Annotated in this window: 20 protein-coding genes and 3 pseudogenes; 11 read left to right on the top strand and 12 right to left on the bottom strand. The window is 72.2% G+C overall.

Annotated features, from left to right (window positions below):
• Positions 1-11: 11 nt before the first annotated feature.
• Genes Q3Y56_RS02985 through Q3Y56_RS02965 form a run of 5 tightly spaced genes read left to right on the top strand, consistent with a single transcriptional unit; the run spans position 12 to position 4,585 of the window.
• Positions 12-224 (top strand): V-type ATP synthase subunit F, encoded by a 213-nt coding sequence (locus Q3Y56_RS02985; RefSeq protein WP_304460412.1) that lies wholly within the window; start codon positions 12-14, stop codon positions 222-224.
• The gene (locus tag Q3Y56_RS02980; protein ID WP_304460411.1) at positions 221-745 is read left to right on the top strand and encodes a V-type ATP synthase subunit E; all 525 of its coding nucleotides are present in this window, start codon (positions 221-223) and stop codon (positions 743-745) included. Before Q3Y56_RS02985 ends, Q3Y56_RS02980 begins: the two co-directional genes overlap by 4 nt.
• The gene (locus Q3Y56_RS02975) at positions 733-2,538 is read left to right on the top strand and encodes a V-type ATP synthase subunit A (RefSeq protein WP_304460410.1); all 1,806 of its coding nucleotides are present in this window, start codon (positions 733-735) and stop codon (positions 2,536-2,538) included. Before Q3Y56_RS02980 ends, Q3Y56_RS02975 begins: the two co-directional genes overlap by 13 nt.
• On the top strand, positions 2,535-3,962 hold the full coding sequence (locus Q3Y56_RS02970) for a V-type ATP synthase subunit B (protein ID WP_304460409.1): 1,428 nt from the start codon (positions 2,535-2,537) through the stop codon (positions 3,960-3,962). Before Q3Y56_RS02975 ends, Q3Y56_RS02970 begins: the two co-directional genes overlap by 4 nt.
• On the top strand, positions 3,959-4,585 hold the full coding sequence (locus tag Q3Y56_RS02965) for a V-type ATP synthase subunit D (RefSeq protein ID WP_304460408.1): 627 nt from the start codon (positions 3,959-3,961) through the stop codon (positions 4,583-4,585). Before Q3Y56_RS02970 ends, Q3Y56_RS02965 begins: the two co-directional genes overlap by 4 nt.
• Positions 4,586-4,635: 50 nt before the next feature.
• Here the strand turns inward: Q3Y56_RS02965 and Q3Y56_RS02960 are convergent, their stop codons facing one another.
• The gene (locus tag Q3Y56_RS02960; RefSeq protein WP_304460407.1) at positions 4,636-5,688 is read right to left on the bottom strand and encodes an alcohol dehydrogenase catalytic domain-containing protein; all 1,053 of its coding nucleotides are present in this window, start codon (positions 5,686-5,688) and stop codon (positions 4,636-4,638) included.
• Positions 5,689-5,730: 42 nt separating this feature from the next.
• Positions 5,731-6,613 (bottom strand): annotated as a pseudogene (locus Q3Y56_RS02955) (universal stress protein).
• 170 nt (positions 6,614-6,783) lie between these two features.
• On the opposite strand from Q3Y56_RS02955, the gene Q3Y56_RS02950 reads away from it, so the two are divergent.
• The 3 genes and pseudogenes from Q3Y56_RS02950 to Q3Y56_RS02940 form a co-directional block, all read left to right on the top strand.
• Positions 6,784-7,641 (top strand): universal stress protein, encoded by an 858-nt coding sequence (locus tag Q3Y56_RS02950; RefSeq protein ID WP_304460406.1) that lies wholly within the window; start codon positions 6,784-6,786, stop codon positions 7,639-7,641.
• 267 nt (positions 7,642-7,908) lie between these two features.
• Entirely contained in the window at positions 7,909-8,397 is a 489-nt protein-coding gene (locus tag Q3Y56_RS02945) for a hypothetical protein (protein WP_304460405.1), read from the top strand.
• Positions 8,398-8,437: 40 nt separating this feature from the next.
• Positions 8,438-8,853 (top strand): annotated as a pseudogene (locus Q3Y56_RS02940) (nicotinate phosphoribosyltransferase); the annotation flags it as partial.
• 239 nt (positions 8,854-9,092) lie between these two features.
• Here the strand turns inward: Q3Y56_RS02940 and Q3Y56_RS02935 are convergent.
• A complete protein-coding gene (locus Q3Y56_RS02935) occupies positions 9,093-10,028 on the bottom strand; it encodes a zinc-binding dehydrogenase (protein WP_304460404.1) in 936 nt (311 codons plus the stop codon).
• Between the two features lie 68 nt (positions 10,029-10,096).
• On the opposite strand from Q3Y56_RS02935, the gene Q3Y56_RS02930 reads away from it, so the two are divergent.
• Both Q3Y56_RS02930 and Q3Y56_RS02925 read left to right on the top strand, forming a co-directional pair.
• Complete coding sequence (locus Q3Y56_RS02930; RefSeq protein WP_304460403.1) at positions 10,097-10,735, top strand: TetR/AcrR family transcriptional regulator; 639 nt, start codon at positions 10,097-10,099, stop codon at positions 10,733-10,735.
• A 327-nt stretch (positions 10,736-11,062) separates the two neighbouring features.
• Positions 11,063-11,524: a hypothetical protein gene (locus Q3Y56_RS02925; RefSeq protein WP_304460402.1), complete on the top strand. Its 462-nt coding sequence runs from the start codon at positions 11,063-11,065 to the stop codon at positions 11,522-11,524.
• Between the two features lie 31 nt (positions 11,525-11,555).
• Here the strand turns inward: Q3Y56_RS02925 and Q3Y56_RS02920 are convergent, their stop codons facing one another.
• From Q3Y56_RS02920 to Q3Y56_RS02900, 5 genes are all read right to left on the bottom strand, one after another.
• The gene (locus Q3Y56_RS02920; RefSeq protein ID WP_304460401.1) at positions 11,556-11,711 is read right to left on the bottom strand and encodes a hypothetical protein; all 156 of its coding nucleotides are present in this window, start codon (positions 11,709-11,711) and stop codon (positions 11,556-11,558) included.
• Positions 11,712-12,054: 343 nt separating this feature from the next.
• Positions 12,055-12,867 (bottom strand): molybdopterin oxidoreductase family protein, encoded by an 813-nt coding sequence (locus tag Q3Y56_RS02915; RefSeq protein ID WP_304460400.1) that lies wholly within the window; start codon positions 12,865-12,867, stop codon positions 12,055-12,057.
• Complete coding sequence (locus tag Q3Y56_RS02910) at positions 12,864-14,741, bottom strand: molybdopterin-dependent oxidoreductase (RefSeq protein ID WP_304460399.1); 1,878 nt, start codon at positions 14,739-14,741, stop codon at positions 12,864-12,866. Before Q3Y56_RS02910 ends, Q3Y56_RS02915 begins: the two co-directional genes overlap by 4 nt.
• Positions 14,738-16,354: an NAD(P)H-dependent oxidoreductase subunit E gene (locus Q3Y56_RS02905; RefSeq protein WP_304460398.1), complete on the bottom strand. Its 1,617-nt coding sequence runs from the start codon at positions 16,352-16,354 to the stop codon at positions 14,738-14,740. The genes Q3Y56_RS02910 and Q3Y56_RS02905 overlap by 4 nt, the downstream gene beginning before the upstream one ends.
• A gap of 244 nt (positions 16,355-16,598) precedes the next feature.
• On the bottom strand, positions 16,599-17,273 hold the full coding sequence (locus Q3Y56_RS02900) for a CBS domain-containing protein (RefSeq protein WP_304460397.1): 675 nt from the start codon (positions 17,271-17,273) through the stop codon (positions 16,599-16,601).
• 213 nt (positions 17,274-17,486) lie between these two features.
• Between Q3Y56_RS02900 and Q3Y56_RS02895 the strand changes: the two genes are divergently transcribed.
• Positions 17,487-18,413, top strand: a complete 927-nt coding sequence (locus tag Q3Y56_RS02895; RefSeq protein ID WP_304465455.1) for a pyridoxamine 5'-phosphate oxidase family protein — start codon at positions 17,487-17,489, stop codon at positions 18,411-18,413.
• Between the two features lie 8 nt (positions 18,414-18,421).
• Here the strand turns inward: Q3Y56_RS02895 and Q3Y56_RS02890 are convergent, their stop codons facing one another.
• The 4 genes and pseudogenes from Q3Y56_RS02890 to Q3Y56_RS02875 form a co-directional block, all read right to left on the bottom strand.
• Entirely contained in the window at positions 18,422-19,108 is a 687-nt protein-coding gene (locus Q3Y56_RS02890; protein ID WP_304460396.1) for a CBS domain-containing protein, read from the bottom strand.
• A gap of 24 nt (positions 19,109-19,132) precedes the next feature.
• A pseudogene (locus tag Q3Y56_RS02885) lies at positions 19,133-19,462 on the bottom strand (hypothetical protein); the annotation flags it as partial.
• A 71-nt stretch (positions 19,463-19,533) separates the two neighbouring features.
• The gene (locus Q3Y56_RS02880) at positions 19,534-20,271 is read right to left on the bottom strand and encodes a CBS domain-containing protein (RefSeq protein WP_304460395.1); all 738 of its coding nucleotides are present in this window, start codon (positions 20,269-20,271) and stop codon (positions 19,534-19,536) included.
• 160 nt (positions 20,272-20,431) lie between these two features.
• Positions 20,432-20,953: a hydrogenase maturation protease gene (locus Q3Y56_RS02875; protein ID WP_304460394.1), complete on the bottom strand. Its 522-nt coding sequence runs from the start codon at positions 20,951-20,953 to the stop codon at positions 20,432-20,434.
• Positions 20,954-20,987 lie beyond the last annotated feature (34 nt).

The raw sequence follows: 20,987 nt of genomic DNA, 5'->3' as shown, positions 1-20,987 counted from the left end.
CCGTGGCGGGCGTGGCAGCCATCGGGGAGCGGGTGCGGGTGTCCGGGTTCGCCCTGGCGGGGGTGACCGTGTACGTCGCCGAGGACCCGGCCGCCGTACGCGAGGCATGGCGCACCCTGCCCGCCGACACCGGCCTGGTGATCGTCACCCCGGCCGCCGCCGATGCGCTCGGCACCGCCCCGTTGGAGGAGACCCGGCCGCTCACCGCCGTGATGCCGCCATGAGCGCGCCCGCCTCCGACATCGAGGCCTCGCTCGAACCCGTACGGGCCGAACTGCTGCGCAGAGCACGCGCCGACGCGCGGGAGCTGCTGGGCCGCGCCGACCGGGAGGCGACGGACCTCCTGCGCCGCGCCGGTGCGCAGGCCGAGGCCGTCCTGGCCGAAGCGCGCCGACAGGGCCGGGAGGAGGGCATGCGGGCGGCCCGGGACGTTCTCGCCCGCGCCCGCCGCACGGCCAGGGCCCACGAGCTGGCCGCCCGCCGCGACGCGTACGAAGAGTTGCGGCGGCGCACCGCCGAGCGCGTCCGGGGGCTGCGGGGGTCGCCCGAGTACCCCGCGCTGCTCGAACGCCTCACCCGGCACGCCCGACTGCTGCTGGGATCCGGGGCCGATGTCACCGAGCACCCCAGCGGGGGCGTGGTCGCCGTCGCCGGGGGCCGCCGGGTGGACTGCACCCTCGACGCGCTGGCCGCCCGCGCCCTGGCGCGCCTCGGCGCGGAGACGGAGCACCTGTGGGCACCGTGAAGTCCGAGAACACCGATCAGCAGGACACCCTCCCGCGCATCCTGCGGGTGGCCGGGCCACTGATCGAGATGGAGTACGCCACCGGGACCGCCATGCACGACCTGGTCTGGCTCGGCGACGCCCGGCTGACCGGCGAGGTGGTCGCCATCAGCAGCGGCGTGGTCACGGTCCAGGCGTACGAGTACACCGGAGGGCTCGCTCCCGGGGACCTCGCGCGCCCCCAGGGCCGCCCGCTGTCAGCCCGGCTCGGACCCGGGCTGCTGAGCGGGATCTTCGACGGTCTGCTGCGGCCGCTGTCCCTCAGCGGCGACTGGCTGCTGCCCGGAGCCTCCGGCACCGGTGGACCGACCGTCGGGGAGCGCACCTGGCCGTTCACCCCGCGCGGACGGACAGGAGAGACGGTCCCCGCAGGCGGGCTCCTCGGCGAGGTCGGTACGGCGGGCCCGGTGCGCGTACGCGTCCTCGTGCCGCCCGGCGCGGGCGGGGTCCTGGAATGGCTCGCCGAGGAGGGGGAGTACCCGCAGGACGCGGTGGTGGCCGTCGTGGGCGGGACCGAGGTGCGGATCACCGGCACCTGGCCGATCCGCACGGCCCGGCCGACCCGCGGCCGGGTCGGCGCGCCCGACGCGCTGCGCACCGGCCAGCGCGCCGTCGACCTGCTCTTCCCCGTCGCCCGGGGCGGCACCGTCGCCGTCCCCGGCGGATTCGGCACCGGCAAGACGATGCTGCTGCAGCAGATCGCCAAGTGGTGCGACGCCGACGTGATCGTCTATGTCGGCTGCGGCGAACGCGGCAACGAGATGGCCGACGTCATCGACGAGTTCTCCCGGCTTGCGGACCCGCGCACCGGCGGGCGGCTCGCCGACCGGACCGTGACCATCGCCAACACCTCCAACATGCCGATGATGGCCCGGGAAGCCAGCGTCCACATGGGCGCCACGGTCGCCGAGTACTTCCGGGACATGGGGTACGACGTGGTCCTCATCGCCGACTCCACCTCCCGCTGGGCCGAGGCGCTGCGCGAGTTCGCCTCCCGTACGGGCGCGCTGCCCGCCGAGGAGGGCTATCCGGCCGACCTCGCGTCACAGATCGCCGCGTTCTACGAGCGGTCCGGGGCCGTGACCACCCTCGGCGGCGGCCGGGGATCGGTCACCGTGATCGGCGCGGTCTCGCCGCCCGGTGGAGATCTCACCGAGCCGGTCACCGCGCACACCGAGCGGTTCGTGCGCTGCCTGTGGTCGCTGGACCGCGACCTCGCCTACGCCCGCCACTACCCGGCCGTCTCCTGGGCGGGCTCGTTCTCCCGCGACGCGGCAGAGGTCGGGGCCCGCCACGCCGCGACCGGCGATCCGCAATGGACCCAGCGGCGCGCCCGGATCGCCGGACTCCTGGCCGAAGCGGACCGGCTCGCCGACCTGGTGGACCTGATCGGCATCACGGCCCTGCCCGCGCAGGAGCGGATCAGTGTCCTGGCCGGACGGCTGGTCCGCGAGGGGGTGCTCCAGCAGAGCGCGCTGTCCGAACGCGACACGTACTGCGGTGCGGAGAAGGGCGTGGCGCTGGTGGAAGCCATCCTGGCGGTGGTGGACCGCTGCCGGGAGCTGGTGGCCTCGGGTGTCCCCGCCGTGACGGTCGAGGAGCTGGATTTCGGGCCCCTGCTGCGCGCCCGCGAAGAGGTCGGCCCGCACGACGCGGTGGGCGTGGCGGCCTTGCGGGACACCATGCTGGCCCGGCTCGCCGAGGTACGGGTGGGCGAGGTACGGGTGAGCGAGGCGGGGGTGAGCCACGCGTGACGGCCCGGGACGAGATCGAGTACACGGCGGTGCGCGAACTGCGCGGCCCGCTCGCCGTCGTCGAAGGCGTCTCCGGCGTGGGCTGGGACGAGTTCGCAACGATCACTCTGGACTCCGGCGACCAGCGGCACGGCCTGGTCCTGGAGGTCAACCGCGACCTCGCGGTGGTCCAGGTGCTGGAGGACACGGCGGGCATGGACCCGTCCGGGCTCCGGGTGGCGTTCGCGGGGGAGCCGCTGCGCATCCCCGTCGGGCCGGGGTGGCTGGGGCGCGTCTGCAACGGCCGCGGCGAGCCCGTCGACGGGGGTCCGCCGGTCTTCGGTACCGGCAGTGCGCCGGTCGCCGGCAACCCGATCAACCCCGTGCGCAGACAGCCGCCGTCCGAACCCGTGCTCACCGGCGTCGGCGCGGTCGACACGCTGACCACACTGGTCCGCGGGCAGAAGCTGCCGGTGTTCTCCGCCGCCGGCCTGCCCCACCTGGAACTCGCCGCCCAGATCGCCGCCCAGGCCACGGTCGCCGGGGAGGCGTTCAGCGTGGTCTTCGCAGGCATGGGCCTGACCCACCTGGACGCCGCCTTCGTACGGGACGCCCTGGAGGAGCGGTCCGCCGCCGGTGAGCTGGTGCTGCTGCTCAACACCGCCGACGACCCCGTGATCGAACGCATCCTCACCCCGCGCGTCGCCCTGACGGTCGCCGAGCACCTCGCCTTCACCGGCGGCCGCCACGTCCTGGTGGTGATGACCGACATGACCGCCTACGCCGAGGCGCTGCGGGAGGTCTCCGCCGCGCGCGGCGAGGTCCCGGCCCGCCGTGCCTATCCCGGCTATCTGTACAGCGACCTGGCCTCCCTCTACGAGCGCTGCGGCCGCGTCCGCGGGCTGCCAGGCTCCGTCACCGTGCTGCCGGTGCTCACCATGCCCGCAGGCGACATCACCCACCCCGTACCGGACCTGACCGGCTACATCACCGAAGGCCAGATCGTGCTGTCCCGCGAGGTGCACGCCCTGGGCGTCTATCCGCCCGTGGACGCGCTGTCCTCGCTGTCCCGGCTGATGCGCAAGGGAGCGGGCCCCGGCCGCACCCGGGCGGACCACCTCGATGTGGCGGCACAGCTGCTGGCCGCCGTCGCCCGCGCGCGGCAGGTCCGCGAGCTGGCGGACCTGGTCGGCGAGGCGAGTCTGAGCGCCACCGACCGCCGCTATCTCGACTTCGACGCGGCCTTTCTGCACCGCTTCGTGGACCAGCGGCCCGACCAGCGGCGCCCGCTGGAGGAGTCCTTGGAACGCGCCTGGCAGGTGCTGCTCACCCTGCCGCGCAGTCAACTCGCCATGCTGCCTGCTGACTTGCTCGACGCGCACGGCGCGCGGGACATGCCGCACGGCAGCGGTCCAGCGGAGGGGGAGGAGGCCGCCGCAGGATGACGAGCGCATCCCGGATGCCCCGCGGACGCATGGGCCGTCTGCGGCTGCGCCACAGTCTGGAGGTCGCCGACCGCGGCGCCGAGCTCCTCGACCGGAAGCTGCGCATCCTGCGCGAGGAGCACACACGCCTGCTGCGGGCCGCCGACGCCGGGGCCCGGAGCTGGGCGGAGGCACTGCGCCGGGCCGAGCTGTGGCTGACGCGGGCGGTGCTGCTGGGCGGCGAGCGGCCACTGGACGCCGCGGCGGCCGACGTGGGCCGCGCGGAGGTCACCGTCGCACAGGCCACCACGATGGGGGTGCGCCACCCGTCCGCCGTCGGCTGCGTGGTGCCGGACCGCCCCGCCACCGCCGCCGCGCCGGGCAACACCGCTCTGGTGCACGCCGAAACCGCCTACCGGCAGGCCCTGCGGGCGGCCGCCGAGTACACCGCGCTGCGGGCCGCCGCCGATCTGATCGGCGCCGAGGCGCAGCGCACCCGCCGCCGCGTCCGTGCACTGCGCCATCACTGGATCCCCCGGCTGGAGGCCGCGCTCACCCAGGTCGGCCAGGCCCTTGAGCAGGACGAGCACGAGGACGCCGTGCGCCGGAGGTGGGCGGCGCGGACGCGATCCGAACAGGAGTGACGTCGTACGGTGGTGACGGAGTCGCCGGGGCGACGTGACACAGCGCCCCGTCAGGGCGGCTCTTCTCCCGAGACCCCGTTCGCGTGCATGACCACCTTGAGCGCTCCGGTGTCGGGGCCACGGGAGAACGTGTCGTAGGCCCGCTCGACGTCGTCCAGGGCGAACCGGTCGGTCACGAGGTCGGAGACCGGCAGACGGCCGGAGGTCAGCAGGGCCATGAGGGAGGGAACGGAGGAGGTGTCGACTTGTCCGGTGCTGATCGTGACGTTCTTGCGCCAGAGCGCTTCGAGGTGGAGGGTCGCGGGCTTGCCGTGCATGCCGATGTTGGCGATGTGGCCTCCGGACCGCACCACGCGCGTGCACAGCACGAAGCTCTCCGGGGTGCCCGCGGCCTCGATGGCCACATCGGCCCCCGGTCCGTCGGCCAGATCGTCGATCAGCTTGCCGGGGAGTTCGGCGGCGTCGGCGCCCAGGCGCTTGGCCGCTTCCAGACGGGGCTGGGACAGGTCCACGGCGATGGTTCTGCGCGGCGAGTAGATCCGTGACGTGATCACGGCCGCCAGCCCCACGGGCCCGGCGCCCACGACGACGACCGTGTCGCCGGGGCTCACATGGCCGTTGCAGACGCCGACCTCGTAGGCGGTGGGCAGCACTTCGGCGAGCAGGACCGCGTCCTCGTGGGTCAGGGTGCCGCGCAACGGGTGGGTGGAGTGGTCGGCGAAGGGGACGCGCACGTACTCCGCCTGCGTCCCGTTGATCTCGCGGCCCAGGATCCACCCGCCCCCGCCACGGCACTGCCCGTACATGGCGTCCCGGCAGAACGGACAGTCGCCGCACGCCGAAACGCAGGAGACGATCACGTCGTCCCCCGGCCGGATGCGGTGCACCTCGGCGCCGACTTCCGCCACGACGCCGACAGCCTCGTGGCCGAGGACGGTGCCGGGCCGCACCTCGGCCAGCTCCCCCTTCATGATGTGCAGGTCGCTGCCGCAGATGGTGGTGGTGTCGACGCGTATGACCGCGTCCGTCGGGGCCTCGATCACGGGATCGGGGGTCGTCTCCCAGGAGACCCGGCCGGGGCCGTCGTAGACGAGCGCTCGCATGGTGCACCTCCCTTGCCACTGTCCCCACGGAGTCCGCTGGGCTCATTCGTGCGGTACGACGGCGACCGGGCACGTGGCGTGGTGGACCGCCGCGTGGGCCACGGGGCCGAGGTGGGGCGCCACGGGCGGGCGGTGCAGGCGCCGCCCGAGGACCAGCAGGTCGGCGTTTCCGGCAGCATGCAGCAGAGCCCGTGCGGGGCTCTCCAGCCGCACGGTCTCGGTCACCCGCACCTGGGGAAACCTCTCCCGCCACGGGCGCAGGACGTCGCTCAGCTCCTTCTGGGCGGCGTGCCGGAACTCGTGGGCCACCTCCGGGTCCACCCCCAGGGCGCGTATGCGGTGACCGGCAGGTTCGTGCCGTACACGGCGTGCAAGGGTGCGTCCCGTCCGGCGGCGGTGTCGAAGGCGAACTCCAGCAGGCGCTCGCAGGGGCTGTGCAGGCTCAGCCCGACCACCACTCCTGCTTGTCCTGCGCCCGGTGCGGGTTCCCCGTGCTCCGTGGCTGCCCCTTCCCTCGTGCGGACCAGGACGACGGGCTGCTCGGCGCGGGCGATGACGGAGAGGCTGATGTCCCCGAGGAAGAAGCTCTCGATGGTCCTGAGCCCGCGCGAGCCCAGAACCAGCATCCGGGAGTGCGAGGCCGCGTTGAGCAGGGCCTGCGCGGCTTCCTCCGACACCAGCTCCTCGATGATGGGCAGCCCGGGATGGCGCCGGTGCAGCTCCTTCGCCGCGTCGTCCACGATCCGCTCCGCCCAGTAGTTCTGGTCCTTCTCCGGGGAACATCCGGCGGTTCGGCGGCCAGCAGGATCCAGGCGTGCAGCAGCCGCAGCGTGAGGCGGCGGCGGTCGGCCTCCCGGGCGGCCCAGCGCGCGGCGGCCAGGCTCTCGGCCGAGCCGTCGAGACCTACCGTGACGACGTCCTCCATGGCGATGGCCTCCGTGGTGTCAGGAGCTGGGCGAAGGAGCGCGAGCCCGCTTCGAGTGAGGGCCGACTATCTACAGAGATACCCAGAAACCGATAATTTGGTCTTATTCAGCTTGATATTCAGAATTGTTGCCATGAGGGGGAGAGGCTGAAGCGAGGAGGCGGGGAACCGTGCCCATGCCCTTGCTCGTCGGTGTCGACGGGTCGGAGGCCAGTCTGGAAGCCGTGGACTGGGCCGCTGAGGAGGCCGAGCGCCACGCGGTGCCGTTGCGCCTGGTCCACGTCGCGGCTGCGGACGGCCGGGGGCACGTCACGGCCACTGCGGACGGCGCCGCCGCCGACGGCATCGTCGGCGCGGCGGCGGCCCGGGCCGCCGGTCGCGTCCCGTCGGTGACCGTGGTCCCCGAGGTCGTGCACGGCGAGGACACCGCCGCCATCCTGGCCGAGGAGGGCCGTAACGCGTTGGCCGTCGTCCTCGGGTCCCGGGGGCGCGGAAACCTCGCGGGACTGCTCGTCGGCTCGGTGAGCCTGGCCGTCGCCGGGCGCGCCGACTGCCCGGTCGTCGTGGTGCGGGGCGGGCCGGCGCACCGCACCGACCGCTTCCGCACGGTCGTCGTCGGCATCGAAGACGGGGAGGGCAGCGGCACCGCGGCGGACTTCGCCTACCGCGAGGCCGATGTGCGGCACAGCGCCCTGGTGGCGGTCCACGCAAGCCGGGAACCGGCGCTGAGCGCCGTCCCGCAGCTCTCCCTGTCCGGGTACGCGCTGGAGACAGGCCGCCGCCCTCCCGCTGCCGTCCTGGACGACGCCCTGCGCGGCCCGGGGCAGCGGTATCCGCAGGTCGCGGTGGAGCGCAGGGTCGTCGACGGGGCGGCGCGGCAGGCGTTGCTGGAGGCGGCGGCCGCGGCCGATCTCCTCGTGGTGGGCGCCCGGCGACGCGTCGGTCACTTCGGTCTCCAGTTGGGCCTGGTCAATCACGGCGTACTGCACCACGCGCCGTGCCCGATCGCCGTCGTTCCACAGATATGACCGTCTGTGATCCTCACCGCCGTGAGCGCGACCGTCCCGGTCGGCCGTGCCGCCGGGACCTTCGGCCCAGTGACCGCACCGGCCGCGCGTCCGACGGTGGGTACGGGGGCAGGTCGGACTTCTGGAGGCGGGATCATGAAGATGCCAGGTCCACAGAGTCCACGAGAGCCGCGTCCGCCGCACCGCGAGCGTCGCTCTGAACGGGCAGCCGACTCCCTCAGGCGCCCGTCGGATGTCGCCCAGATGTGGCTCAACAGACTGTTGACGATGCTGCTTCTGGTGGGTGTCCCGGTCTTGGCCTTCGCCGCGGGATCGGCCGCCTACACCTCCGAGCTGCACACCGCGCGCTCTCAGGCCGCCGAGCGGCACCAGGTCACCGCACGCCTGACCGGCGACGCCGGCGGTGCCGTCGTCAGCCGTGCCGGAGAGGACATGCAGAAGGCGCCGGTGCGGTGGACCGAGAAGAACGGCGCGGTGCGTACGGGCGTGGCCGAGGTGCCGCCGGGCGCGGAGAAGGGCGAGACGGTGCGCGTCTGGGTCGACCGGGCCGGGAAGGTCACGGACGCGCCGCTGCCTGCCTCGTCGGCCACCGCGACCGGCTGGACGGCGGGCGCCATGACTGCGGCGGCCGGCGTCACGGCGGTGTGGGGGACACGCGCCGCCGTCCGCTGGGCGTTCGACCGCCGCCGGTACGCGCAGTGGGAGAAGGAGTGGGATGTGCTGGAGCCCGTGTGGTCCCGTCGGCTGCCGGGCTGAGGACGTGCCGGGAAGACCTGAGTCCGAGGGGATGGAGCCGATGTCCGACGCGACCGCCACGGACCTGTATGAAGTGACGATGGCGATGTCGTATCTGCGGGAGGGCATGACCGGGCCTGCGATGTTCAGCCTGTTCGTCCGCACCCTGCCGCCGAGCCGCTGCTTGAGGTGACCGCGCCCTTGCCGGTGGCCCAACTGGTCGAGACGTACCTGCTCAACCAGGTCAGCCACCAGACTGCGATCGCCTCGAAGGCGGCGCGGTGCGTCCTCGCGGCGGCGGGGCATCCGTTGGTGGACTTCTCGCTCCGGCGCACCCACGGCGTGCGGGCAGGCTTCCACGCCGCCCGCCTCGGCGCCCTGGTGGGGTTCGCCGGAACGAGCAACGTGGCGGCGGCGACCGCCCTCGGCGTACCCGCCGTCGGCACGATGGCGCACTCGTACGTGGAGGCGTTCCCCTGAGAGGAGGAGGCGTTCCGCGCCTTCGTTTGAGATTTAACGTCGCGAGTTGGAACGCGATACGTACCTCGGGTCTGGAGACAAGCGGCGATTGCCTCCAGACCCGACAGCTACAGGCGGTGTTGCCGATCCGGCACTCCTGGGCGGGTGTTACGAAATCGACTGCTGACGCTTCGTCCTGACGGCTTCGCGGTCCGCGGGGTCGTCACGGGATCAGCAACGGACACCGTCCTGTCCGCTCAGTGGACATCGATGACGGCTTTGCCCGGCACGCGGCGGCCTGCCAGTTCGGCGGCTGCCCGTGCCACCTGGGTCCAGTCGGTGCGCAGGGCGACTTGCGGGTCCAGCTCGCCGCGGGCGGTGAGTGTGGCGAGCCAGGTGAGGTCCGCGCCCAGCCCGACGGCATCGTCCAGCAGGAAGTAGGTGGCGATCTGGCGGTTGTGGCGATGGGAGTTGCCGAAGAGGGCTCCGTAGGGGAACTGCTCGCCGTCGCCGGATATGTGCCCCGCAGCCACCAGCACTCCGTTCTCGGCGAGGGTGTCGTGTGCGGCGACCATATGGGCGCCGCCGACCAGTTCGACCACGCCATGCACCGGTTCGAGATGCTCGAGCGCGGCCAGGTCGGTGACGACCTCGTGGGCGCCGAGCTTGCGCAGTGCCTCGGCCTTCGACGTATCGCTGGTCAGCGCGGTGACGTGCGCGCCGCCCCGGGCGGCGAGCTGCAGGGTGAAGCGACCCACGCCGCCGCCCGCGCCGGTCACCAGGACGCGCCGCCCCAGGATCGGACCGATCCGGTGCAGGGCGCGCAGGGCCGTGCCCGCCGCGACCGGCAGCGTGCTGATCGGGCCGAGATCGGCTCCCTCAGGCACGGCGCCGATCAAATCGGTGTCCACGGCGCGCAGTTCGGCCCAGGCGCCTTCGGCCCCCACGGTGACGACGGGGGTGCCGACCGAGGGACCGGAACCGTCTGCGGCTGCCTGGACGACCACGCCCGCGGCGTCCCAGCCGGGCACCGTGCCGGCATCGCCCTCGGGGACCACATGGTGGACCTCGCCGGCGTTGAGGGAGAACGAGCGGACCTGGATCAGGGCCTGGTGGGCGGTGGGTTCGGGGTCGGCGACCTCGGTGAGGGCGAGGTGTCCGGGCGCCGTGTGATCGATCGTCAGTGCCTTCATGACGAGAGATAGTGCCACTGAGTGGCAGAAGCCTACAAGAGGCAAATGCGGCTGATAAGCTGCGGCTCGTGGAGAAGGATCTGAGACACCTGCCGCTGCGCGAGCGCAAGAAGCTGCGCACCCGCCAAACCCTGGTCGATACGGCCCTCGAACTGTTCGCCGCGCGGGACTTCACCGCGGTCACGCTGGACGAGATCGTCGACGCGGTCGAGGTCTCCAAGCGCACCTTCTTCCGCACCTTCACCTCGAAGGAAGACGTGGCCCTGGCTCCGGAGAAGGAACTGTGGGCCGCCTACCTCACGGACATCGAGACCCGGCCGCTGACCGGCGAGCACCTGCTGGGCGCCTATAAAGGCGCGCTGTTCGCGGCGCTGGAGCAGATGGCGGACGGATGGGAGCAGCGCTTCCTGGCCAGTCGCAGCCTGGTCGACCGCACCCCCGTGCTGACCGCACACAGTCTGCGCCACTGCTCAGAGGTCTCCGCGCACGTCGTCCGGATCGTGGCAGACCGGCTGGCCGGAGAGTCTCCCGGCCGCACCGAACTGCGCCTGCTGCTCGACCTCATGCTCGCCGCCTGGCACTGCGCACTAGAGGCATGGACCTCATCGGACGCCGCACACCAGGACCGCCCGGCACTCATCCGGCACATGCGCCAAGCCTTCGCGACAATCCCCGCGGTCGCGGCACTGGCAGCACAGGACGTCTGAGCGGACAGGACGGTGTCCGTTGCTGTAGCTGTCGGGTCTGGAGGCAATCGCCGCTTGTCTCCAGACCCGAGGTGCGTATCGCGTTCCAACTCGCGACGTTAAATCTCAAGCTTCGTACCTGTTTCTGAACTCAGAGCTCGTGTCCTCTGTCCGGGGCGGTGCTGGCGGCCCTTGCATGCGTCAGCTTTAAGCTGCAGGGGATCTTGCACAAGTCAACCTGCTCGGGCATATCTCTGAAAGGCAGAGCTTCATGGACGTCCCCTGGGGGACTCTCATATCCATAGCCGGCGGAGCCGCCGCGACCATCCTGGGCATCTGGTCGGCACCGTGGCAGGACGGCGCAACGAAGGCCAGCAGTGGACACGCGACCGGAAGATCGCGGCGTATGAGCGGTTTCTTCAAAGCTTCACCGCAGTAGAGATCGGAATGTGTCACGCATACTGGGAAGAAAGGGACCCGGAGGGGGTTGACTGGGAGGAGTGGAACGCCGCACTGGTATCCGTCAGCCTGGTGGCCGACTCCGACACCGGAACAGCTGCCGTCGAACTCTGCGCGGCTATCGAAGAATTCAGCGCATTCCCGTTCGGGGAACCGAAGGACCTGCAGATACTGCGCCAGATCCTCGGGAAACTCGATGCCGCACAAAGGAACTTCGTTCGCGCCGCCAGGCGATCGCTCCATCCTTCAGGCAAGCAGCAAGTCCCCTGGCGTCTGGGCGGACCGCCGTCCTGGTCCGACGTCGAAAAGATCCATCAGCGGGACAACGACCTCGGCCGCGTCATCTCCTGAACGGCGTTGAGGGGCCGTCGAACCGACGAGCTCAGGCGACCTGCGCGAGCCCTTTCCCTATTATCTCGCGGCGGATCCGGCGGCTGAGCTGGTCGCGGATCTGGCCGACGACTCCGGCCGCCGCCCAGCGGGCCGCGTTCAGCAGCACGACGCCGAGAATCGCCACGGCCAGCTGCAAAGTGCCCACATCCCGGGGCTCCTGGAGCTGGTACGCCAGGAAAAGTGATCGCCGACGCGACGAGCAACACGACCGCGAACAGGTCCGTGAACTGTCCGGCGAGGTCTCGCCACAGGCCCCTGCGACGGGCCCGCGGCAGCTCGTTGGGGCCGGACGCTCCCGCCGCACGGCGGCATCCGTCGACGCCAGTCCCCGTGGTGAGGTGTTCAGCGCGACGAAGACGTCTTCGGTCGGCAGGGTCTGGATCGCAGGACCGGTCGCCCCGGCCGGGGCCGCCTGCCCACGGCCGCCGTCACCGGGCGTCAGTACCGGGGTTCCCGTGCCCACTGCCGTGCGCCTCGCGCGGTCGCCGTCACGGCGTGGCCACGCGCACTGCCGTGACCTTGTACTCGGGGCAGGACGTGACGGTGTCGGCGTGGTCGGAGGTGAGGCTGTTCACTCCGCTTGCCGGGAAGTGGAAGGAGCAGAAGACCTGGCCGGGGGCCGTCTGCCCGCCGACCCGGGCGACGAGCCGGGCCCGGCCGTGCCGGCTCTCCACCGTCACCCGCTCACCGTCCTGCACTCCGTACCGGGCGGCGTCGTCGGGATGGAGGTCCAGGAAGTCGACGGGATCGAGCCGCAGATTCCCGCCGCGCCGGGTCATGCTGCCGGAGTTGTAGTGCGCCCAGCGCCGCCCGGTGACCAGGATCAGCGGATACCGGTCGTCGGGCTGCTCGCCGGGCGGGAGGTAGGGCGTCGCGGCCAGGTGGGCTCGCCCGTCCGGGGTGGCGAACCGCTCTCGGTAGAGGGTGGCTTCCCCGGGGCGGTCGGGGTCCGGGCAGGGCCACGGCACGGCGCCCTCACGGTCCAGCCGCCGGTGCGAGAGTCCGGCGAAGACCGGCGCGAGCCGCCCGCATTCGGCGAGGGCGGAGGCCGGGGTCGGGCAGCCGAGGTCGACGCCCAGGGCCGCGGCGACGGCGTGCACGGCCTCGAAGTCCGTCCGGGCCTGGCTCGGTGGCCGGACAGCGGGGCGCACCCTCTGGAACCGGCGGTCGAAGTTGACGAACGTGCCGTCCTTCTCCAACCAGGACGCCACCGGCAACACCACGTCCGCGTGGCGGGCGGTTTCGGACAGGAACAGCTCGTTGCAGACGACCAGCGGACAGGTGTCCAGGGCCTGGGTCACCCGGTTCGTGTCGGGGTCGGTGGCACAGACATCCTCCCGATCACCCACAGCGCCCGCAGATGACCGGCTCGGGCCGCCGCGAACATCTCCGGAATACGCAGACCGGGCCGTTCCGGGACCGGCACGCCCCAGACGTCCCGCGCCCGCGCGCGGACGGCCGGGTCGGTGACCTTTCCGTATCCGGGCAGGACGTCGGGCAGCGCGCCCATGTCGGAGGCGCCTTGGACGTTGTTCTGGCCGCGCAGCGGGTTCACCCCGAAGCCCCGGTCGGTGCCGACGGCGCCGCGCAGAATCGCCAGGTTGGACAGGGCGCGGACCCCGTCGGTGCCGTGGAGGTGCTCGGTGACGCCCAGGCCGTACACGATGGCGGGGCGTTCGGCACGCCCGTAGAGCCGCGCGGCCGCGACCAGGTCCCCGGCCGGTACGCCGGTGATGTCCGCCACCCGGTCGGGTGGGTAGTCGGCGAGCAGGTCGGTGAGTTCTGGCAGGCCGGTGGCCCGCTCGCGCAGGAACTCCTCGTCGGCCAGCCCTTCGGCGAGCAGCACATGGGCGAGCCCGTGGAAGAGGGCGACATTGGTGCCGGGTCGGGGCCGCAGGTGCACGTCCGCGTGGAGGGCCAGGCCGACGGCCCGCGGGTCGGCGACGACCAGCCGGGCGCCGCGCAGAACGCGCTGCAACAGCCGGGCGCCGACCACCGGGTGCGCCTCGACGGGGTTGGCGCCGACCACCAGCAGGCAGTCGGCCCGCTCGACGTCGTCGAAGGTGTCGGTGCCGCCGGGGAGCCCGAAGGAGGCGGCCAGCCCGGCAGCGGACGGGGAGTGGCACAGCCGGGAGCAGTTGTCGACATTGTTCGTGCCGATCGCGACCCGCAGGAACTTCTGGACCAGGTAGTTCTCCTCGTTGGTGGCGCGGGCGGAGGAGATCGCCGCCACCGCGTCGGGACCGCCCGCCTCGACGGCGGCGCGCAGGCCGCGGGCGACGCGGTCCAGGGCCTCGTCCCAGCCGACGGGCTCCAGTCGGCCGTCGCGTCGCATCAAGGGCTGTGTCAGCCGTTCGGGGGAGGTGAGATATCCGTGGGCGAAGCGCCCCTTGACGCATGCGTGCCCCCGGTTGACCGGGCCGTCCCGGGCAGGCAGAACGGCGGCGACCTCACCGTCCCGGGCGACGACGTCGAGCGCGCAGCCGACGCCGCAGTAGCCGCAGGTCGTACGCGTCCGGACCTCCGCCGGGACCGTCGCGGAGGTGAGTCCGCGGGCCGGGCCCGGCTCGGTGATCGCCCCGGTCGGGCAGGTGTCGACGCAGCCACCGCAGGCCACGCAGTCCGACTCCGCCCAAGGGCCGCCGGTGCCGGGGGCGACCACGGTGTCGGCGCCCCGGCCGACCAGGGTGAGGGCGAACGTCCCCTGCACCTCGGCACACATGCGGACACACCGGCCGCACGCGATGCACAGATCGCGGTCGAGACGGACGTACGGGTGAGACTCGTCCCCGCCCCGGTCCCCGCCGCCCCGCGCCGCCTCGGGGCCGATGCCCACCGACCGGCACGCTTGCGCCAGTTCGCTGCGACTGCCGGCGGCCAGGGCCCGGGGCGGCAGGGCGGAGGCGATCACCTCCACCGCGTCCCGGCGCAGCTCCCGCAGACCCTCGGTGGCGGTCTCGACCCTGACCCCGGGGGCGGCCGGGGTGACACAGGCCGCCGCGATCCTCCCGTCGGCACGCACCAGGCAGGTGCGGCAGGATCCGGCCGCGCCGAGCCGGTCGTCGTGGCAGAGCGAGGGCAGTTCGCCCCCGGCCGCGCGCACGGCCGCGAGCAGGGAGGTTCCCTCGGGCACCTCGACGGCGGTGCCGTCGACCTCGATCCTGACCCCGGTCACCGGTCCCATCCCGCCAGTCGGTCTCCGTAGGCGCGGGCGAGGCTGCGCACCGCGGGCGGGATGCGCCGTCCGAAGGCGCACAGGCTCGCCTCGGCCAGGAGGCGAGCCAGTCGCCCGTACTCCTCTCCCGGCTCCTCTCCCGGCGGGGCACCGGCGGACGCCATCTCCAGGCCCCGGCGCGAGCCCACGCGGCAGGGCGAGCACGCCCCGCAGCTCTCGGCGGCGGCGAACTGCCAGATGTGCCGCAGCACATCCTCCGGCGCCACGCTCCGATCGAAGGCCACCAGCCCCGCGTGGCCGAGGGCAGCCCCCCGGGCCGCGAGGTCCGCCTCCGTCAGCGGCACGTCCAGCGCGTCGGCGGCGAGGAAACCGCCCAGCGGCCCGCCGATCTGAACCACCGCCAGCTCGGCGCCGTCCTTCAGACCGCCACCCAGCTCGGTGACGATGCGCCGCACCGGGGTGCCGAGCTCGACTTCGTAGGCACCCGGGCGGGCGAACCGCTCGGAGAGGCAGACCAGCTTCGTCCCCGTCTCGTCGGACGTGCCGCGCTCGGCGTACGCGGCCCCGCCGCGCCGGACGATCCACGGGACGGCCGCCAGGGTCTCGACGTTGTTCACCACGGTCGGCGCGTCCCACAGCCCGCGCTCGGTCGGGAACGGCGGGCGTGGCCGGGCGCACCCTCGGCCGCCCTCCAGCCCCGCGATCAGCGCGGTCTCCTCACCGGCCACGTACGATCCGGCGCCCTCGACGACCCGGATGTCCAGTTCGGTGGTCGTTCCGTGGATCGACCGGCCGAGATGGCCATCCGCGTACGCCTGGCTCACCGCCTCCCGCAGGTGAGCCAGCGTCCGCGGGTACTCCGAGCGCACCAGCACCATGCCCTGGTGGGCGCCACAGGCGAAGCACGCCAGGGCCAGCCCTTCCAGGACCCGCCCCGGGGCGGCCTCCATCAGCAGCCGGTCGGCGTAAGAACCGGGGTCGCCCTCGTCTCCGTTGGCGACGACCACGGTGCCGGGGCGGCGGCCCGTCGCCGCCCACTTCGAGGCCACCCGGAATCCCGCGCCACCGCGGCCGCGCAGCCCGGATTCCGCCACCGCCTGGTGGACGTCTTCGGGAGTACGTGTCGTCACCGTCCGGGGCCACACCTGCCAGGCGGGCTCGCCGTGCAGCACGCCCCCGAGCAGAACCGGATCGCCGGTGTCGTCCGCCGCCGGGATCTCCGGCGCCCGCGGCGGCTCCCGCCCGGCGAGCTGACCGGCCAGGGTCGCCCCCGTGCAGGGCGTGCCGCCGTCGAGCGCCGCGGGCCCCGCGTAGCAGTACCCCAGACAGCGGACGGCCTGCAGTGACGTCGTTCCATCGGGTGAAGCCTCACCCGCGGTGACGCCCAGCTCGCGCTCTACCTCGGCGAGATGCCGCCCGCCCTGCGCGGCGAAGCACGCGGTCGCGGCGCAGACCCTGACGTGCCGGCGGCTGTGCGGGGCGGCGAGGTCCGCGTAGTAGGTGGCCGGTCCGAGGGCGGCGGCAGCCGGGAGGCCGACACCGGCGGCGACGCCCGGCGCCCAGACCTCGGGACCGTCCGCCGTTCCCGCCCTGGCCCGGGCCAGGGATTCCATCAACCGGTCTCCAGGCCGCCCGCGCCTGTCGGCCAGGGCCCGGAACGCGTCGAAGCGGTCAGCAGGACCGGCGGGAGCCACGTCTCTCATCGTGGAGGCAGTCACAAGAGGCCGCAATCCGGCGCCGGCGTCTGTGTGCGCGACATCTCGTGAGTTCTCCTGAGCCCCTCAGGCCGCGAAGTTGGCTTGTCTGTCGGGGTAGGCCCTCGGCTCACTTTCACCTCTGTGCGCTCACGCAGGGAGGTCACGCACCCATGGCGGAGCGCAGAGTGTCGTCGGTCCTGTACGCAAGGTGCGCCGAGACCGAAACTACGCCGTCAACGCTCCGACACAGTCGCTCGACGATGGGGATCAGGCTCCTGGCCTCGACGGTTCCGCCGAGGGTGACCTGCCCCTCGCGCACCTCGACTGTCACTTCGCGCGGGGCCAGGCCCATCGTCTGCTGCAGCAGGTCCCGGTTGATCTCGTCGCGGATCGCGTCGTCATGGCGCAGGAAGATGCGTAGCAGGTCGCTCCGGCTGACGATGCCCTGCAGCCTGTCCGTCTCGTCCACCACGGGCAGGCGTTTGACGTTCTGGACGTCCATGAGGCGGGCCGCCTCGACCACGGTCCACTCCGGACGCGCGCAGACAGCGGGAGCCGACATCAGCTCCTCGGCCCTGGCCCCTTCGGCTTTGGCCTTCTCCCACGCCTCCAGATGAGGGATCGCCGTCCGGCCGGACGGGTCGGACTGGCCGGAGGACTTGCGCAGCAGATCGGCTTCGGACACCACACCCATCGGGCGGTCCAGATCGTCCACGACGGGTACTGCGGTGACATCGTTCTCGGCGAGCAGCTTGACGATCTCCTTGAACGGCATGTCGCGCCGCGCCCGGACGACGTTGCGGGTCATGAGCTCTCCGACCGTTCGGTGATGCATGGCGCCTCTCCTTTTCCGGCCCTCTTCCGGGTCGTGACAGCCACTGTGGTCCTGTGTCAAGCGTGTCAGAGGTCAGTCGTTCACGGGTGAGCCGACCGGGCCCCTCCCGGGACCGTTCGGCCCTGCGGGGCCACGGCTGGTCGTCTGATGCGGTCGGCACGCTCGGCGTGGCACGTTGGGTACAGCGACGTTTCGCAGGAACGGGTGAGGACCATGCGAGCCAGCCTCGGCGATCAACTAGTTGTCGAAAGCCCGACCACCGGCGCCACACGGCGCGACGGCGAGATCGTCGGACTCCACCACGAGGACGGGACGCCTCCCTACGACGTGCGCTGGTCGGACACGGACCAGGTGACGCTCGTGTTCCCCGGGCCGGACGCGCATATCCACCACGTCGAGCACGCGCCCGGACGAGCCCACCAGGTCTCCCGGCCAAGCGCGAATGAGGCAGGTGAGCAGGCGGCTGCCGTGTCCGGCAGGGCGCCGCATCACCGGGCACCCGACCCCGGCGACATCGGCCGGCGCGTAGCCGCCGAACGCAGGCGACGGGGACTGCCCCGGGCGGAAACCGCCCGCCGCGCCGGCATGACGCCGGACTACCTGGCGTACCTCGAAGAACACCCGGCCGACCCGAGCATGGCGAGTCTCACCGGACTGGCCGACGCGCTGGGCACGACCGTCGCGGCCCTGCGTGGGGGCGGCATCGATCTGCCGCCTGGCCAGGGCCAGGCACTCCTCCACCCTCAGCTGAGGGACCTCAGCCCCGATGAATGCCGTGCCCGGCTGTCCACGCACGGCGTGGGGCGCGTCGCGGTGTCGACATCCGAGGGCCCGGCCGTCATTCCGGTGAACTACGAAGTCATCGACGACGCGATCACCTTCCGGACCGCGCCTGACTCGGCCGCAGCGGCTGCCGTGGGCACGGAGGTCGCCTTCGAGGTCGACCATGTGGACGAGGCCATGAGCCAGGGCTGGAGCGTGCTCGTCGTCGGTCCTGCGCGGGTTGTCACGGAGCCCGACGCGGTGCGGCGGCTGGCCGATCGCGCCCACACCGAGCCGTGGGCGGGGGGCGAACGCGAGATATGGGTGTCGATCCGGCCTGCGCGCCTTACAGGGCGTCGCATCAGTGCGTCTGAGTGACGGGCTCGTCAGGACGCGCTTTGCGCTGGCGTCGTTCCGGTTGGCGCGTCGGATGTGCCGGTGAGATGGCATTCGACGTCCACGACGCCCTCCACAGCGCGGACAAGCCGTGCGGCAACCGAGATGAGCGAGGTGTCGCGGATCTGTCCGCTGAGCGTGACGACTCCCTCGTGCACACGCACGTGGATGGCGTGGCTGAAGGCGGGGAAGAGGTAGGCCACCACCGTGCGGCGGACCTCCTCTTCGATGTCCTCGTCGGCTCGTAGGAAGACCTTCAGCAGGTCGGCACGGCTGACGATGCCCTGCAACATGCCCTCGCCATCGACCACGGGGAGTCGCTTGATGTGCTTCACGGCCATGATCCGCGCAGCCTGTGCCAAGGTGGCGCCAGCGTGCACCGTGACCGCCGGGGTGCTCATGAGTTTCTCAGCGGTCACCGCTCCCGCCTTGGCAAGGTCGGACAGCCGCTGGAGCTGCGTGTAGCGGTTCGGATCGCTGTCGCGGAACTCCTCCTTGGGCAGCAGGTCCGCCTCGGAGACGACTCCGATGACGCGCCCTTCTCCCTCCAGGACGGGAAGAGCACTCACCTTCCACTGCTCCATGGTCCTGACGATCTCCTTGAAGGGCGCGTCGCGTCCGACGGCCACCACGGTCTGGGTCATCACATCGCTCACGATGTGCGGGGTCTCAGGCACTTCGGACCTCCTCCTCTCTCGTTGTCAGGGCACCTGCCCTGCGCCGTGAGGCGCGTACAGGTCGAGCAGTCGCACGCGGGCGGCCCTGAGCCGGTCTGCGATGACGCCGGCGACATAGGTGCACAGTGCGTGGTCCAGTACGGGGTCTTTCTCGCAGAGCTCGCGGACGGCCGCCGCATCGAACTCGTGGGCGCGTACGGGGCTGGTGCTCTCCGCGCCGAGGTGCCATTGCCGGGGCGGGATCAGCCAGGACCAGCCCAGCAGCTCACCGGCACCGACGGTCTCGATGACCGCGGCGCGCCGACCCGGCACGTGAAGGTCGAGAGCGACCGTGCCTGTGTGGATGATCCAGAATCATGATGGCCTTCCTTGGCGGCATGGCATCGAACCTGGCGGGCACGCCGCCCGTCGTACTGCGGAGTGCCTCACCATGCGGCACGCTTGTCTTCGTCGGCGAGACCGAGCAGCGTCTGTTCGGCCGGCCGGAGATGGGAATCGTCGTAGCGGTATGTCAACTTTTCGTTGACGGAGACGACGCCATCCACCTGTTGGGTCAACCGGACCGCGACCGGGATGTCGCTGAGCCGCTCCAACTGGCCCTCGAGGGTGACCACGCCGTCGAGCACATGCACCGCGACCGTGTCCGGTGCGAGCCACAGCGTGCCGACGAGGACTTCCTGGATGACCTCACGGCGGATGTCCGGGTCCGGCCGCAGGAAGACCTGCAACAGGTCGCGGCGGGTCACGATGCCCACCAGGCGGTTCTCCTCGTCGACCACGGGCAGTCGCTCGACGCGGTGCCGCGCCATCGTCCGGGCGGCCTCGGCAATGGTGTCGTCGGCGTGGACGGTGATCGCGGGCCGGGACATCAGGTCACCGGCGCTCGTCGCGTGCGCCTTGGCCTCTGCGAGGCCGGTGCCGCGGCCGGGGTGCCACAGCCGGGACGGCCCCGTGTGGTGGCGCCGCTCGGGCGCGTCGCCGGTCTGCCGGAGCATCAGGTCGCTCTCGGAGATCACCCCGAGCACCCTGTCGTCCGGGTCCAGCACCGGCAGGCCGCTGATGTCGTGGACGGCAAGCAGTTTGGCGACATCCTTGAAGGGAGTCTCCGGCACCACCGAGACCACGTCGGTCACCATCAGGCTGCCGATCTTGCAGTGCTTCATCGCTGGCTCCCTCCGTCACGCACTCCGTGCCGGTCGGATGTCGCCGGGCCGCTCCTCCGTTCTCCCGACTCCTCCAGCGTCCCGCGAGGAGTCGCCCGTCCCCAAGGGCTGATGGGTGCATGGAGCTGGGCCGACCGACCCTGTTGGGCTGCCGACAGCCTCACCCTCCCCAGGGAGTGCCACGCGCGGCTGCGTCACGGTGCCGCACGATCTCCGCCTCGACACGCTCCGCCAGCGGTTCCACTGCCGCGGTGACCGGCACGGAGAGACCTGTTCCGAGCGCGCTGTCGGCTCCCTGGACCGTGTACACCACGAGGTGGCCGGGCAGACGGCCGAGAGCACCGGACAGCTCCACGGCCTCGTCGATGCCAAGGCCGTGCGCGCTGCGTATCCGGGGGGTGCCGGAGCGCAGCTCATGCCGATCCAGCTCTTGTCGGTGGATGAGCCCGGGATGCTCCGGGTCCGCGAAGGTGGCGTCGACCACGATGGCGAGACCGGCGTCCTCCCAGAGTCTGGTCAGCCGTGCGGGATCCCCGTCGCATGCCGTCACCTCGGTACCTGGCGGCAGTGGCCGGTCCGCGGCGCGTGCCGCCAGCCGGGCGGTTACGGAGAAGGCCACGCCGTCGTCCCGCCGGGACGTGTCGCCGACACCGATGACGGCGATGCGTGGAGCCGTACCCATTGCTCTGTTCCTTTTCGTCGCTCTGTTTCTCGTG

Source organism: Streptomyces sp. XD-27, from assembly GCF_030553055.1.
Classification (GTDB): domain Bacteria; phylum Actinomycetota; class Actinomycetes; order Streptomycetales; family Streptomycetaceae; genus Streptomyces.
This window is presented reverse-complemented; position numbering and strand designations above follow the sequence as displayed.

Bases quoted from the DNA above. Each gene is read 5' to 3' on its own strand.
- Q3Y56_RS02980 (WP_304460411.1), top strand. From the start codon at position 221: ATGAGCGCGCCCGCCTCCGACATCGAGGCCTCGCTCGAACCCGTACGG.
- Q3Y56_RS02965 (WP_304460408.1), top strand. From the start codon at position 3,959: ATGACGAGCGCATCCCGGATGCCCCGCGGACGCATGGGCCGTCTGCGG.
- Q3Y56_RS02960 (WP_304460407.1), bottom strand. From the start codon at position 5,688: ATGCGAGCGCTCGTCTACGACGGCCCCGGCCGGGTCTCCTGGGAGACG.
- Q3Y56_RS02945 (WP_304460405.1), top strand. From the start codon at position 7,909: ATGCTGCTTCTGGTGGGTGTCCCGGTCTTGGCCTTCGCCGCGGGATCG.
- Q3Y56_RS02935 (WP_304460404.1), bottom strand. From the start codon at position 10,028: ATGAAGGCACTGACGATCGATCACACGGCGCCCGGACACCTCGCCCTC.
- Q3Y56_RS02905 (WP_304460398.1), bottom strand. From the start codon at position 16,354: ATGGAATCCCTGGCCCGGGCCAGGGCGGGAACGGCGGACGGTCCCGAG.
- Q3Y56_RS02900 (WP_304460397.1), bottom strand. From the start codon at position 17,273: ATGCATCACCGAACGGTCGGAGAGCTCATGACCCGCAACGTCGTCCGG.
- Q3Y56_RS02895 (WP_304465455.1), top strand. From the start codon at position 17,487: ATGCGAGCCAGCCTCGGCGATCAACTAGTTGTCGAAAGCCCGACCACC.
- Q3Y56_RS02880 (WP_304460395.1), bottom strand. From the start codon at position 20,271: ATGAAGCACTGCAAGATCGGCAGCCTGATGGTGACCGACGTGGTCTCG.
- Q3Y56_RS02875 (WP_304460394.1), bottom strand. From the start codon at position 20,953: ATGGGTACGGCTCCACGCATCGCCGTCATCGGTGTCGGCGACACGTCC.